The sequence below is a fragment of the Variovorax paradoxus genome, assembly GCF_040544635.1.
Classification (GTDB): Bacteria; Pseudomonadota; Gammaproteobacteria; order Burkholderiales; family Burkholderiaceae_C; genus Variovorax; species Variovorax paradoxus_R.
Map to the genome: position 1 here is coordinate 290,486 of NZ_JBEPKJ010000001.1, position 12,810 is coordinate 303,295.

Sequence of the window (12,810 nt, forward strand, 5' to 3'; positions counted from 1 at the left end):
TCGATCTTTGCTCACAAGACGGCCGCACCGGCTCAGATGCCGAAGAACCGGCGCGATGAGCTAGCCCGTGCAACTAGAGCATCAACTCTGAGCTTGCACCGAGGACCTGAACTCCGGGTAGAAAAGACCCAAAAAGCGCTCCTGCGAGGCAAGCTCTCGCGCCCACAGGTGCAGCGTTGCTTTCTTGGTTCGATCGGCAGCAAGCAGCAGCAAGGACTCGGCACATGTTCTGCCTGCGTGGCCTGCTGGCAGGTCACTCAGAGCATGACTTGCGGCAAACCGGCAATCTGACGTGAACGCCGTGCCTACCTACAGGGGGCATGCTGAGGAAACGTACTTGGGGTCTATGTTGGCAACCCTGCAACTCCAGCTTCCGCGCAGGTCTCGCTCCCACGTGACAGTCCCAGCGGGAGTGCCTTGCAGCGGCCCTCCTGCAAGATTTCCGAATGTCGCCACGATTGTCGAAGGAGTTGTTGCGGACATGGCAACTTGCGGAACGCCCGTGCCTGCTGACACCCAAGGATCTGCAACTGTTGGCGCCGCGTTGCCAGCCGTCGCCTGGAGACTCGAGCCGGACGCTTGAGGATCACAGTTTCCGGCCGTGGCCGGGTTTCCAACATTGAACCTGCCGCTTGAAAGACAGGTCTCCAACGCCGTTTTGAGGGCCCCGGATTCGCCTACCACGCGCTGCACCTGGGATTTGTAGACAAAGGTCTGATACTGAGGAATTGCGATCGCCGCGAGTATGCCGACGATGGCAACTACAACCATTAGCTCGATCAGCGTGAAGCCGCGAACTTCTGTGTTTGAGGCGCTCATAAGAATGCTCGAGATGGTTTGGGTATAAAAAAAGCCGCCCGAAGGCGGCTTGAGCAGAGCGCAGTAGATTATTGGCAGCCGCGCGGCACGTACTTGGCATCGATGCCTGTCGTGGCGCAGGTCCAGGAACCTTCGGCCGAGCGGGTCCAGGTCACAGTGCCAGCGGCCAGGACCGTAGCGGCGCCGTTGCCAAGCGTGGCGGTGATGACTGGCGTAGCGCCCAGCGGGTCCGTCGTGGTGGGGTAGCCCGTGCCAGCCGGAGCAGCCGTACCAGTGCCTTGGACGGTGCCCGTCAGGATGGAGGAGGCGGTTGCGTCGAGCGAGCATGCGCCAGCAGCCAAGGCCGTGCCGGCGGGCAAGTTGGAATGAACGGCACCAGTGGTGCGGCCTTCGACCACGCAGTTTTCAACAGCGGTCTTCACGCTACCCGATTCGCTCATCGCACGCGACATTTGCGACTTGGCGATGTACGTTTGGTACTGGGGGAGAGCAATAGCAGCCAAGATACCAATGATCGCCACAACGATCATCAACTCGATAAGGGTGAAACCCTTTTGCACGTTGCGTGCGATAGAACGACGGTTCATTCAAAAACTCCAGGTTGGTTTGTACAGCCCGGGAACCAGCCCGGAGCGGAGTACCTACCGCAGCATCTGTGCCACCCCGTCTGGCGCCTTGCGCCGACGAATCTGGTCACTTCACCAGTACAGAAGTTACATCGAGTGACAAAAACCGCTTCGAGGCGCGACAAACCGTGACAAATTTGTCATGCCAACCGCTCGGCGCCTCAAAAAGTCAGCACCCCATTCGCCTTCAACCAGCGAATATCCCGCTGCGCCAGCCCCGCCACCTGATGCCCGGCCAGCAACTGGATCTGGCTCATGATTTCTTCGGTTTCGGCCGGTTTGATGTGGGTGATGTAGATCGGGTATTGCTTGCCCGGATCGATATGCGCCAGCTCGTCGGCCAGCACGCGGGGCGACAGGTGCAGGCTGCGTTCGGCCAGGGCCTGCTCGCGGTTGCTGAAGGCAGTCTCGATGACGAGCATGGCCACGTCGAGGGCGTTGACGCGGTCCCAGAAGGGGGCGTTGCGTTCGGTGTCGCCGGTAAAAACCCAATTGGCGCCTCCCTCGGCGCGGCACACGGCAAAACCGCAGGCCGGCACGGTGTGGACGGCGGGCAGCACCTCGACGCGCTTGGGGGTGGCGCTGCCCAGTTGCAGAACCTGGCCGACGGTGATGTCGTGAAAGCTCACGAAGGGCGCATGGGGGCTCGGAATGCTCTCGAAATCGGGCCAGATGACGTTGTTGAATATGTGGGCGCGCAGCGCCTCGATGGTGGCGCGCAGGGCGTGCACGCGCAGGGGGCGGGTGCGGCGGCCGCCGACGGCGTCGAGCATGAGGGGGAGCGCGGCAATGTGGTCGAGGTGGCAGTGGGTGAGCACCACGTCGTCGATGGCGGCCATTTCGTCGAGCGTGAGGTCGCCCACGCCGGTGCCTGCGTCGACGAGCAGGTCTGTGTCGACCAGGAACGACGTGGTCCGGCAGTCCTTGGCAATGGCGCCTGAGCAACCCAGCACACGAACCTGCATTGTGAAAGACCCCTTGCTTGTGCCTGTCGTCATTTGGTTTCGAACCGGGTTGCGCCGTCCCATTCAGGGTCTTGCGGCCGCATTGCCATGGAGGCTAAACGCTGGGCGTAGAGCTGGTAAAGGACTTTTTTGGCATCTGCGGCGAGCAGCGGGTCCAGCAGGTTGCGGCCTGCGGCCCAATCCTGCCGGCGATAGGCGGCAAGCACATCGGCCCAGCGCCGCAATTGCTCGTGCTGCTGCTGTGCGGCGGGCGTCCGGGTGCCGGTGTCGGGGGCCAGCGGGGTGAACACGGCCACGGCCTGGGCCTTGCCTTTGACGAGCACGCTGTCGAGCTCCTGCCAGAGGAAGCCGGGCGCGAGGTCGCGGGTAGCGCTGCTGGCGATGATCTCGACGCCGTAGTGCGCGCTCAGGCCTTCGAGCCGGGACGCGAGATTGACCGCGTCGCCGACAACGGTATAGCTGCGCCGCGCGGCCGAGCCCATGTCGCCCACGCTCATCACGCCGCTGTTGATGCCGATGCCCACGCTGATCTGGGGGCGCCCGTCGGCGCCGTGCGCCTTGTTGACGTCGCGCACGGCTTCGGCCATTTCGAGCGCGGCGCGCACGGCGAGCGTGGCGTGGTCGGGGGTGTCGATGGGCGCGCCCCAGAAGGCCATGACGCAGTCGCCCATGTATTTGTCGACGGTGCCGCGGTGCGCGCTGATCACGTTGGTGAGCCGGCTGAACAGGGTGTTGAGGAAGGCCTGCAGTTCGGCCGGGGTCATCTGCTCCGAGAGCCGGGTGAACTCGCGCATGTCGCAGAACATCACGGTCATGTTCTTGCTCTCGGCGCGCATGCTGTAGCGGCCGGGGGTCACGAGCATTTCGTCGACCAGCTGCGGCGGCACGTAGGTGCCGAAGAGCCGCACCAGCCCGCGCCGCGCGCGTGACTCGATGAAGTAGCCCCAGCCCATGTTGAAGACAAAAGCGAGCGCCACCATGGCCAGCACCGAGGCCAGCGGCAGCACGAGGTTGTGGTTCTGATAGAGCCAGGCGTTCACGCCGACCAGCACCCCGACCGTGACGATGCCCAGCACAACGGCACGCGGCGCCGGCAGCAGCGTGAGGCCCAGTGCGAGCACGAACCCCGCGGCCAGCACGTTCAGCACTTCGTAGCCGGGCGCGTAGTCGGGCACGGCGAGCAGGCGACGGTCGAGCATGGCCGACACCACATTGGCATGCACCTCGACGCCGGGGAATGCGGCGCCCACGGGCGTGGCGCGCAGGTCTTGCAGGCCCGGCGCGGTGGCGCCCACGAGTACGATGCGCCCCTTCAGTTCGCCCGGCGCGAGCCGGCCCTCGAGCACGTCGCCGGCCGGCACGTAGCGGAACGAGCCGCCGTCCGCGCCGCCCGGGCCGCGAAACGGCACCTGCATGCTGGCGCTTTCATCGACCGGCAGGCGCAGGCCGCCGACGATCAGCGATTGGAGCCGGGGCACGGCGCCGCCCGGCGCAAAGGCCGGCAGCACGGGGGGCGAGCCGTTGGCGAGCCTGTAGACGGCGAGCCCCAGCGACTCGTAGTAGCCGGGCCGGCCCTTGTCGCCTTCATAGCGGGCGATGAGCGGCACGGTACGAATCACTCCGTCGCCGCTCGACGTGACCAGCGTGTTGAGAAAACCCGACGCGGGCGCGGCGGTTGCCAGTACGGGCAGGTTGGCACCGAAGCCGTTCCACCCGGTGGCGTAGCCATGGCCCGCCGGAAAGGCTTCGGGCGGCAACAGCGCAGCCGCCGGCAGTTGCCCCTTGGCGCCGGGCTTTTCGGTTCGCGTGAAGTAGTAGCCGAGCGCTACGCGCTTGCCTTCCATGGCCCTGGCAAAGGTGGCGTCGTTGTCGAGCACGGGCGCGAGCCGTTCGATTTCCCCGGCAAGGCCCGGCATGTCGCGCAGCGGCCCGCGCGCAATCTGGCGCAGCTTGTCGAGGCCGGAGCTCCGGTCCGGCTCGACGAACATCACGTCGAAGCCCAGCACCGCCACCTGCTGGCGCCCCATGAGCTCGGTGGTCAGCCGGGCCAGCTTGTCACGCGCCCAGGGCCATTGCCCCTGTCTCGCCAGGCTGGCGTCGTCGACGTCCACGATCACGATGCGGGGATCGAGCGTGCCCGGCATGGTGGCACGCAGGCGCGTGTCGTAAATCAAGTGGTCGAGGCGGTCGAGCGCACCCAGGCGCCAGGCACCGGTGGCGTGCGCCAGCGCCAGCAAGACCGGCAGCAGGGTGATGACAATGCGTGGCCAATGCCGCCTGAGCGCATTCATGGCGTCGGCCCCTCGCGGGCTTCGAGGTCAGACCCGCACGAACTGCATGCGTGTGGCGCCGCCGAGTTCCAGCACGTCGCGTTCCTGCAGACCGACGGCGTCGGAGCCGAGCGGAGCCCCGTTGAGCGTGACCTCGCCCATGACGCTGGCCGCCACGTAGCCTTGCCGGCGGCGCGTGACAACCGCCACGGCAACGCCGGGCTTGCCGATGGTGGTGACAACCTTCTGCAGCGGCACGTCCTGTCCGCCGTGGGTGTCGGAGAGAACGCGCAGCATGGGGATCCCGAGCTCGACCAGCGCGCCAGCTTCGGTGGGTGCGGCCGACAGGGGAATGGAGGGATCGAAATCGTCGGTCCCGTTGCGCGGCGAGCCTGGGCCGATTTGCAGGCTGCTGCGGGCGCGAAAGTGAATGCGGCAGCCACCGAGTTCGATGACGTCGTTGTCCTTGAGCACCTGCTTCTGGACGACGAGCGCATTGATGTAGGTGCCGTTGGTGCTGTTGAGATCCTCAATTTCGACCTCGCCGCCGCGCATGTGCAGCACGGCATGCTCGCCGCTCACCGCCAGGTTGTCGATGACGATGTCGTTGTAGGCGCGCCGCCCCAGCGTGGTCCGGTCTTTGGCGAGCGCCACTTGCTCGATGACAACGCCATCGATCGAAATGATCATTTTCGGCATTGCCGACTTCCCAAGTGCAGAAATTGATTGATGACAAGCGGAACGACGGTTGGTCGTCCGTGCCTGCAACTACTAGTAGGCGGCGCCAGGCGCGTCACCGACGCGCGCTTTCGCCAGGACAACGGAAATGTTATCCCGACCGCCATTGTCGTTTGCAATTGCAACCAAAAGTGCTGCTTTCTGCTGAAGCTCGACATCGTGATTCAAAAGCGTGAAAAGCTGCGCATCCGAGATCATCTCACTGAGCCCGTCGGAGCACAGCATATACAGATCGTCAGGTCTCGCGGTGTGTTCGTGCATTTCAAGCACAACTTGTGCCTCTACGCCGACCGCGCGGGTCACGAGGTTGCGATGGGGCGAATGCAGGGCTTCCTCGGCGGTGATCGCGCCGGCGTCGAGCTGCTGTTGCCGCAGCGAATGGTCGCGGGTGAGCTGCTCGAGCTTGTTGTTGCGAAGCCGGTAGCAGCGCGAATCGCCGATGTGGCCGACCAGCACCCGTTGAGGCCGGAAAGCCGCCAGCACCAGGGTCGTTCCCATGCCCTGCAGCTCGTCATTGGCAATGCCGGCTTCGAGAATGGCCGAATTCGCCTCGTCGGTGGCGGCCTGCAGGGCACGCCGGATCACCCGCGCGGGGGCTTGCGGCCCGGCCTGCGCGAACCATCGGGCAAAGCTGGCATGCACCAGCGACACGGCCATGGCGCTGGCCACCTCACCGCCCTTGTAGCCTCCCATGCCGTCGGCCAGCACGGCAAGGCCGAGCGCCGCATCGACATGGAGGTCGTCCTCGTTGTGGGCGCGCGCGCGGCCGACATCCGTCAGCGCGGCGAACTCCCAGGACAGCGGGGGCCGATTGGAAAAGAGGGATGCGCCGACACTCGCCATGGTGTACTAGCGGGGGCGCGCGGCGTTCAGCGCCCGGCAGCAGCGCGGGCGCGCTGTTGCAGCAAGCGGCCCGCGGCCACGACGAAAAACGCACCGGCGGCCGCGGCCGCATAGTGCAGCCAGGGGTTGGCCGCGAGCATGCCATGCAGCGACACGTCGTTGACGATGGTCTCGCCGCCGACCCAGCCGATGAGTGCGGCGCCCAGCATGACGATGATCGGAAAACGTTCCATGAGCTTGATCATGAGCGTACTGCCAAAAATCACCAGCGGAATGCTGATGGCCAGGCCGAGCACCAGCAGCACCATGCTGCCCTGCGCGGCGGCCGCCACGGCAATGACGTTGTCCAGGCTCATGACCAGGTCCGCAAGCAAGATGGTGCGCACGGCCGCCAGCATGCTGCCGTATTCCTTGGCCTCGCCATCACCCTCTTCTTCCTCGCCGAGCAGCTGCAGGCCGATCCACAGCAGCAGCAGGCCGCCCAGTATCTGCAGGTAGGGCAGCGCCAGCAGTTTGGCGGCCACGATGGTCAGCACGATGCGCAGCACCACGGCTGCGCCCGAGCCGAACAGAACGGCTTTTTGCTGCTGCGCGGGCGGCAGCGAACGGGCAGCCATGGCAATCACCACGGCGTTGTCACCCGAAAGAATGATGTTGATCCAGACAATCTTGACCAGGCCGATCCAGAAATCGGTGCTTTGAAGGAGTTCCATGTCTCTGTTCCACTGTGTTGTAGTGAAAAAAGCGCCCGCAGGGTTTGCGGGCGCTTTTTTCTTTTTGCGTGGTGTGCAGGAGAGGAGAGCTGCTGCGTTTTAGAGCTGTGCCTTGAGCAGCTTTGCCAGCTCCGAGAAGTTGCGCGTGATCGTGAAGCCGCACTCTTCCATGATGGCGAGCTTGGCATCGGCGGTGTCGGCACCGCCCGAGATCAGCGCGCCGGCATGGCCCATGCGCTTGCCGGGAGGAGCGGTAACACCGGCGATGAAGCCGACCACCGGCTTCTTCATGTGTTCCTTGCACCAGCGGGCTGCGTCGGCTTCGTCGGGGCCGCCGATTTCGCCGATCATGATGACCGCGTCGGTGTCCGGATCGTCGTTGAAAGCCTTCATCACGTCGATGTGCTTCAGGCCGTTGATCGGGTCGCCGCCAATGCCGACTGCCGACGACTGGCCGAGGCCGATTTCGGTGAGTTGCGCCACGGCTTCATACGTGAGCGTGCCCGAGCGCGAGACCACGCCGATGCGGCCCTTGCGGTGAATGTGGCCGGGCATGATGCCGATCTTGATTTCGTCGGGCGTGATCAGGCCGGGGCAGTTGGGGCCCAGCAGCAAGGTCTTCTTGCCGCCGGCCGCTTCCTTGGCCTTCATCTTGTTGCGCACTTCGAGCATGTCGCGAACCGGAATGCCTTCGGTGATGCAGATCGCCAGGTCCAGGTCGGCCTCGACGGCTTCCCAGATGGCGGCGGCCGCGCCAGCCGGCGGCACGTAGATCACCGACACGGTGGCGCCGGTTTGCGACGCGGCTTCCTTCACCGAACCGAAGATCGGGATGTTGAAGATCGACTCGCCGGCCTTCTTCGGGTTCACGCCCGCCACGAAGGCGTTCTTGCCGTTCGCGTATTCCTGGCACTTCTCGGTGTGGAACTGACCGGTCTTGCCGGTAATGCCTTGCGTGATGACTTTGGTGTCTTTGTTGATGTAGATCGACATGACTTGTTCCTTAGGCCTTCTTGACTGCTGCGACGACCTTCTGGGCCGCGTCCGCCATGGTGTCGGCGCTGATGATCGGCAGGCCCGAATCGGCCAGCAGCTTCTTGCCTTCGACTTCGTTGGTGCCCTTCATGCGAACGACCAGCGGCACTTGCAGGTTCACGGCCTTGCAGGCTGCGATCACGCCGGTGGCGATGGTGTCGCACTTCATGATGCCGCCGAAGATGTTGACGAGGATGGCCTCGACATTCTTGTTCTTCAGCATGATCTTGAAGGCTTCGGTGACCTTCTCGGGGGTGGCGCCGCCGCCCACGTCCAGGAAGTTGGCCGGCTCGCCGCCGAACAGCTTGATGGTGTCCATGGTGGCCATGGCCAGGCCGGCACCGTTCACGAGGCAGCCGATGTTGCCGTCGAGCGAGATGTAGGCGAGGTCGAACTTCGAGGCTTCGACTTCGGCCGCGTCTTCTTCGTCGAGGTCGCGCAGCGCCACGATTTCGGGGTGGCGGAACAGCGCGTTGCTGTCGAAGTTGAACTTGGCGTCCAGCGCCATGACGTTGCCCTTGCTGTCACGGTTGAGCGGGTTGATCTCGACCAGCGAGGCATCCGTCTCCATGTAGCAGGCGTAGAGCTTCTTCAGGATGTCGACCGTTTGCGCGGTCGAATCGGCCGGCATGCCGATGCCGTCGGCGATTTCCTTGGCTTGCGCGTCGGTCAGGCCGGCTGCAGGGTCGGCGTAGACCGTGATGATCTTCTCGGGCGTGGAGTGGGCCACTTCCTCGATGTCCATGCCGCCTTCGCTCGAAGCGATGAACGCGATTTTTTGCGTTGCGCGGTCGGTCACGGCCGAGACGTAGTATTCCTTGTTGATGTCGGCGCCATCTTCGATGTAGAGGCGGCGCACCTTCTGGCCTTCGGGGCCGGTCTGGTGGGTCTTGAGCTGCATGCCGAGGATTTCGCCGGCGAGCTTCTTGACGTCTTCGATGGACTTGGCGACCTTGACGCCGCCGCCCTTGCCGCGGCCACCCGCGTGGATCTGGGCCTTGACGACCCAGACCGGGCCTCCAAGTTTCTGGGCGGCCTCGACCGCCTCCTGAACCGTATAGGCCGGAATGCCGCGCGGCACCGGCACGCCGAACTTGGCAAGAATTTCCTTGCCTTGGTACTCGTGAATCTTCATGAGGGATGTCTCTCGGAAGGAGGAAGTTGAGAACGGGAGGTCTGGGGTCTGAGGCGTCTTTGGCTCTGTTGTTCGCGGGCGACGGCAACCTGACGGCTGGGGGCGGCGAACAACCGCGGACTGTATCATGGTGCGGCGCACCAATACTCGACGTGACCTTGCGGTCAATACGTACTTTCTTCTAGCCACCCCACGGATACTCCGATATGGCCAAGGTTTTCATCGACGGCGAAGCCGGTACCACCGGCTTGCAAATTCGCGAGCGGCTCCAGACGATGCCGCAAATCGAACTCGTGAGCATTGCGCCCGAGCTGCGAAAAGACGTGAACGCCAAGCGCGAGCTGATGGCCGGCGTCGACCTGGTGGTGCTGTGCCTGCACGACGACGCGGCCCGCGAGTCGGTCGCGCTGATCGACCAGCTGCCGGGCAAGAAGCCCAAGATCATCGACGCCTCCACCGCGCACCGCGTGGCGCCCGGCTGGGTGTTCGGTTTCCCTGAACTGGCGGAAGGCCACTGGCAGGCCGTGGCCGCGGCCGACCGCGTCGGCAACCCGGGTTGCTACGCCACGGGCGCCATCGCCATGGTGCGTCCGCTGGTCGATGCGGGCCTGCTGCCGGCCGATTTTCCGATTTCGCTACCCTCGGTGAGCGGCTATTCGGGTGGCGGACGGGCCATGATCGAGGACTACGAAAAAGGCCAGGCGCCGCTTTTCGAAACCTACGCGCTCGGCCTCAAGCACAAGCACATCCCCGAAATCATGAAGTACACCGGCCTGACCCGCCGGCCGGTCTTCATTCCTTCGGTGGGCAATTTCAAGCAGGGCATGCTGGTTCAACTGCCGCTGCACCTCGACCTGCTGCCCGGCAAGCCGAAGTCGGGCGATTTGCAGGACGCGCTGGCCGCGCACTACGCCAAGAGCAACACGCCCGAACAGTTCGTGAAAGTGCTGCCGCCCACCGACGACGGCAAGCTCGACGCGCTGGCACTCAACGACACCAACCAGCTCGAGATTCGCGTGTTCCCGAATGAAGACCACCGCCATGCCGTGGTGATTGCGCGCCTCGACAACCTGGGCAAGGGCGCCAGCGGCGCCGCGGTGCAGAACCTGAAGCTGATGCTGGCGCTCTGAGCGCCAGCCATCGTTCTCAGTTCACCTGACGAGCCAGAGGCCGACGCCCAGCAGCACCGCGTGCGCGCCCAGCGCGATGTAGAGCGGCTTGCGTGAAGGCGTCGACATTTCCTGCAGCGTTTCGTTGATGCGGCGCGTGAGCAGAGCGCGCAGTGCGGGGTCTTGCACGGCGCCCTCTTCTCCTGCCGCCGGCTCACCATGCGCTGCGCGGCCTTGCTGCCATTCGGCGAGCATGTCGCTCAGCGGCAGCCGGTTCAGCACGAAGCCGACCACCGAGCGCACCGCCTTGCCTTCACCCAGCACCGGCGCGAGTTGTTTGCTCAGGGCATCGACCGACAACCAGTCGGCCGCGCGCTGCAGCGTGCCGTGGGTGCGCGGCATGGCCTCGATACGCCCCGCGATCGCGCCACCCAGCTTTTGTGAAACAGCCTCGCCGCGTGCCGCCACGAGGTGCTGCATGGCACGTGCGCGGCCCTGCGCCACGCCCAGCATCACGTACACGACCACGAACGCCCCCAGCAAGACGGCCACCAGCAGCGGCGGCGAGGTGATCAGCGCGAGTGCGGCGCCCGCACCGCCCGCGCGCGCCGCGGCGTTGCCGGGGCCCTGCAACTGGCTCACGTAGTAGAAGAAGGCGCCGCCGCCGAGGATGAGCGAGAGCAAGCCGCCCTTGACCACCGATCCGACAAAAGCGGCGCCGGCCTTGGCGCCCGTGCGCACGAGCGACGGCTGGCCTGCAGGTCCTGAAGACATGAGATTTCCTCCTCCGAAGTTTTATGAAGGCGGTCCTCGTGCGGGACCGGCCGGGGCCGATCATGCCATTGGCGGCCGCAACGTCGGCAGGCGTGCGGCGATGCGGCAGGCGTCATCCGCCTTGTTCGTCGTTGCCGTCGAAATCGCTCCGGAGCACCTTGGCCACCACTGCGCCCGAAAAGCCGCGTGCCAGCAGAAACCGCATCTGCTTGGCGCGCTCCTTCGCATCGGCGGGCGGTGCGTCGAAACGGCGGCGCCACAGGGCCGTGGCGCGCTCCACTTCCGTGTCCTGCAGGCTGGCCACGGCTTCTGCAATCGCCTCGGGCGCGATGCCCTTGGCTTGCAGCTCCTGCCGCACCCGCAATGCGCCCGACCGGGCCGCGCGCTGGTTCAGCACCGAAGCCACCACGCGCGGCTCGCTGATGAAGTCCTTGGCGGCCAGTTCGTCGAGCGCGCGGGCCAGCGTGCCGGGTTCTTCTTCGTGCTTGGCCAGCTTGCGCTCCAGCTCCGCGCGCGAATGTTCGCGCTGGCTCAGGAGCCGCAATGCGCGGCCTTTGAGAGAGGGGGCACCGAAAGCCATGTGGGTCGCACTCGCGCGGCCCCGCAGGAGGCCGCGCTGCCCTTGCTTACTCGCCCTTGTCGGCCTTCTCGGCCTTGGCTGCCTTCGCGGGCTTCTCGGCTTTTTCGGTCGCGGGGGTGTCGGCATCGGCCGCCAGCAGCGGAATGCCCAGCGACTCGCGCACCTTGTTCTCGATTTCGCGCGACAGCTCGGGGTTCTCACGCAGGAACTCGCGTGCGTTGTCGCGGCCCTGGCCGATTTTTTCGCCGTTGTAGGCGTACCAGGCACCCGCCTTGTCGAGGATCTTGGCGGTCACGCCCATGTCGATGATTTCGCCTTCGCGGCTGATGCCTTCACCGAACAGGATGTCGAACTCGGCCGTCTTGAACGGAGGGCTGACCTTGTTCTTCACCACCTTGACCTTGGTTTCGTTGCCGATGGCTTCGTCGCCCTTCTTGATGGTGCCGATGCGGCGGATGTCCAGGCGCACCGAGGCGTAGAACTTCAGCGCATTGCCGCCGGTGGTGGTTTCGGGCGAGCCGAACATCACGCCGATCTTCATGCGGATCTGGTTGATGAAGATGACCATGCAGTTGGTCTTCTTGATGGTGGCGGTGAGCTTGCGCAGCGCCTGGCTCATCAGGCGGGCCTGCAGGCCGGGCAGCGAGTCGCCCATTTCGCCTTCGATTTCGGCCTTGGGCGTGAGCGCGGCGACCGAGTCGATGACGATCAGGTCGACGGCGCCCGAGCGCACCAGCGAATCGACGATTTCAAGCGCCTGCTCGCCGGTGTCGGGCTGGCTGATCAGCAGGTCGGACAGGTTCACGCCGAGCTTCTGGGCGTATTGCACGTCGAGCGCATGCTCGGCGTCGACGAAAGCGCAGGTGCCGGCCTGCTTCTGCATGGCGGCGATGACCTGCAAGGTGAGCGTGGTCTTGCCCGACGATTCCGGGCCGTAGATTTCGATGACGCGGCCGCGCGGCAGGCCGCCGACGCCCAGCGCAATGTCCAGGCCGAGCGAGCCGGTGGAGACCACCTGGATGTCTTCGAGCGCCTCGCCTTCGCCGAGCCGCATGATCGTGCCCTTGCCGAACTGCTTTTCGATCTGGGCCAGCGCGGCCTGCAGGGCCTTGGCCTTTTCACTGTTGGCGACCGAGATGCTTGCGCCCTTGACGACTGCGTCCATGTGGAAATCTCCTTGAAAATCAACGGTTTGTGTGTGAC

Annotated in this window: 13 protein-coding genes; 1 reads left to right on the forward strand and 12 read right to left on the reverse strand. The window is 65.0% G+C overall.

Annotation, left to right across the window (positions count from 1 at the left end; genetic code table 11):
* Positions 1-309 precede the first annotated feature (309 nt).
* The 9 genes from ABIC94_RS01415 to sucC form a co-directional block, all read right to left on the reverse strand.
* Positions 310-819, reverse strand: a complete 510-nt coding sequence (locus tag ABIC94_RS01415; RefSeq protein ID WP_354370789.1) for a pilin — start codon at positions 817-819, stop codon at positions 310-312.
* Between the two features lie 68 nt (positions 820-887).
* Complete coding sequence (locus tag ABIC94_RS01420; protein ID WP_354370790.1) at positions 888-1,406, reverse strand: pilin; 519 nt, start codon at positions 1,404-1,406, stop codon at positions 888-890.
* A gap of 200 nt (positions 1,407-1,606) precedes the next feature.
* The gene (locus ABIC94_RS01425; protein ID WP_354371409.1) at positions 1,607-2,410 is read right to left on the reverse strand and encodes a 3',5'-cyclic-nucleotide phosphodiesterase; all 804 of its coding nucleotides are present in this window, start codon (positions 2,408-2,410) and stop codon (positions 1,607-1,609) included.
* 29 nt (positions 2,411-2,439) lie between these two features.
* Complete coding sequence (locus ABIC94_RS01430) at positions 2,440-4,701, reverse strand: CHASE2 domain-containing protein (RefSeq protein ID WP_354370791.1); 2,262 nt, start codon at positions 4,699-4,701, stop codon at positions 2,440-2,442.
* Positions 4,702-4,728: 27 nt separating this feature from the next.
* Entirely contained in the window at positions 4,729-5,379 is a 651-nt protein-coding gene (locus ABIC94_RS01435; RefSeq protein WP_354370793.1) for an FHA domain-containing protein, read from the reverse strand.
* 72 nt (positions 5,380-5,451) lie between these two features.
* Positions 5,452-6,261, reverse strand: coding sequence for a Stp1/IreP family PP2C-type Ser/Thr phosphatase (locus tag ABIC94_RS01440; RefSeq protein ID WP_354370795.1), 810 nt, complete (start codon positions 6,259-6,261; stop codon positions 5,452-5,454).
* A gap of 26 nt (positions 6,262-6,287) precedes the next feature.
* Positions 6,288-6,974 (reverse strand): YjbE family putative metal transport protein, encoded by a 687-nt coding sequence (locus ABIC94_RS01445; RefSeq protein ID WP_354370796.1) that lies wholly within the window; start codon positions 6,972-6,974, stop codon positions 6,288-6,290.
* Positions 6,975-7,073: 99 nt separating this feature from the next.
* Positions 7,074-7,967: a succinate--CoA ligase subunit alpha gene (gene sucD, locus ABIC94_RS01450; protein WP_354370797.1), complete on the reverse strand. Its 894-nt coding sequence runs from the start codon at positions 7,965-7,967 to the stop codon at positions 7,074-7,076.
* 10 nt (positions 7,968-7,977) lie between these two features.
* The gene (gene sucC / locus ABIC94_RS01455; RefSeq protein ID WP_354370798.1) at positions 7,978-9,144 is read right to left on the reverse strand and encodes an ADP-forming succinate--CoA ligase subunit beta; all 1,167 of its coding nucleotides are present in this window, start codon (positions 9,142-9,144) and stop codon (positions 7,978-7,980) included.
* A gap of 206 nt (positions 9,145-9,350) precedes the next feature.
* Here sucC and argC point away from each other — a divergent pair, with 206 nt between their 5' ends.
* Positions 9,351-10,274, forward strand: coding sequence for an N-acetyl-gamma-glutamyl-phosphate reductase (gene argC / locus ABIC94_RS01460; RefSeq protein ID WP_354370799.1), 924 nt, complete (start codon positions 9,351-9,353; stop codon positions 10,272-10,274).
* 21 nt (positions 10,275-10,295) lie between these two features.
* On the opposite strand, the gene ABIC94_RS01465 is transcribed toward argC, so the two are convergent.
* From ABIC94_RS01465 to recA, 3 genes are all read right to left on the reverse strand, one after another.
* The gene (locus tag ABIC94_RS01465) at positions 10,296-11,027 is read right to left on the reverse strand and encodes a hypothetical protein (protein WP_354370800.1); all 732 of its coding nucleotides are present in this window, start codon (positions 11,025-11,027) and stop codon (positions 10,296-10,298) included.
* Between the two features lie 112 nt (positions 11,028-11,139).
* Entirely contained in the window at positions 11,140-11,607 is a 468-nt protein-coding gene (gene recX / locus ABIC94_RS01470) for a recombination regulator RecX (protein WP_354370801.1), read from the reverse strand.
* 46 nt (positions 11,608-11,653) lie between these two features.
* Complete coding sequence (recA, locus tag ABIC94_RS01475) at positions 11,654-12,772, reverse strand: recombinase RecA (RefSeq protein ID WP_354370802.1); 1,119 nt, start codon at positions 12,770-12,772, stop codon at positions 11,654-11,656.
* Positions 12,773-12,810: the final 38 nt, after the last annotated feature.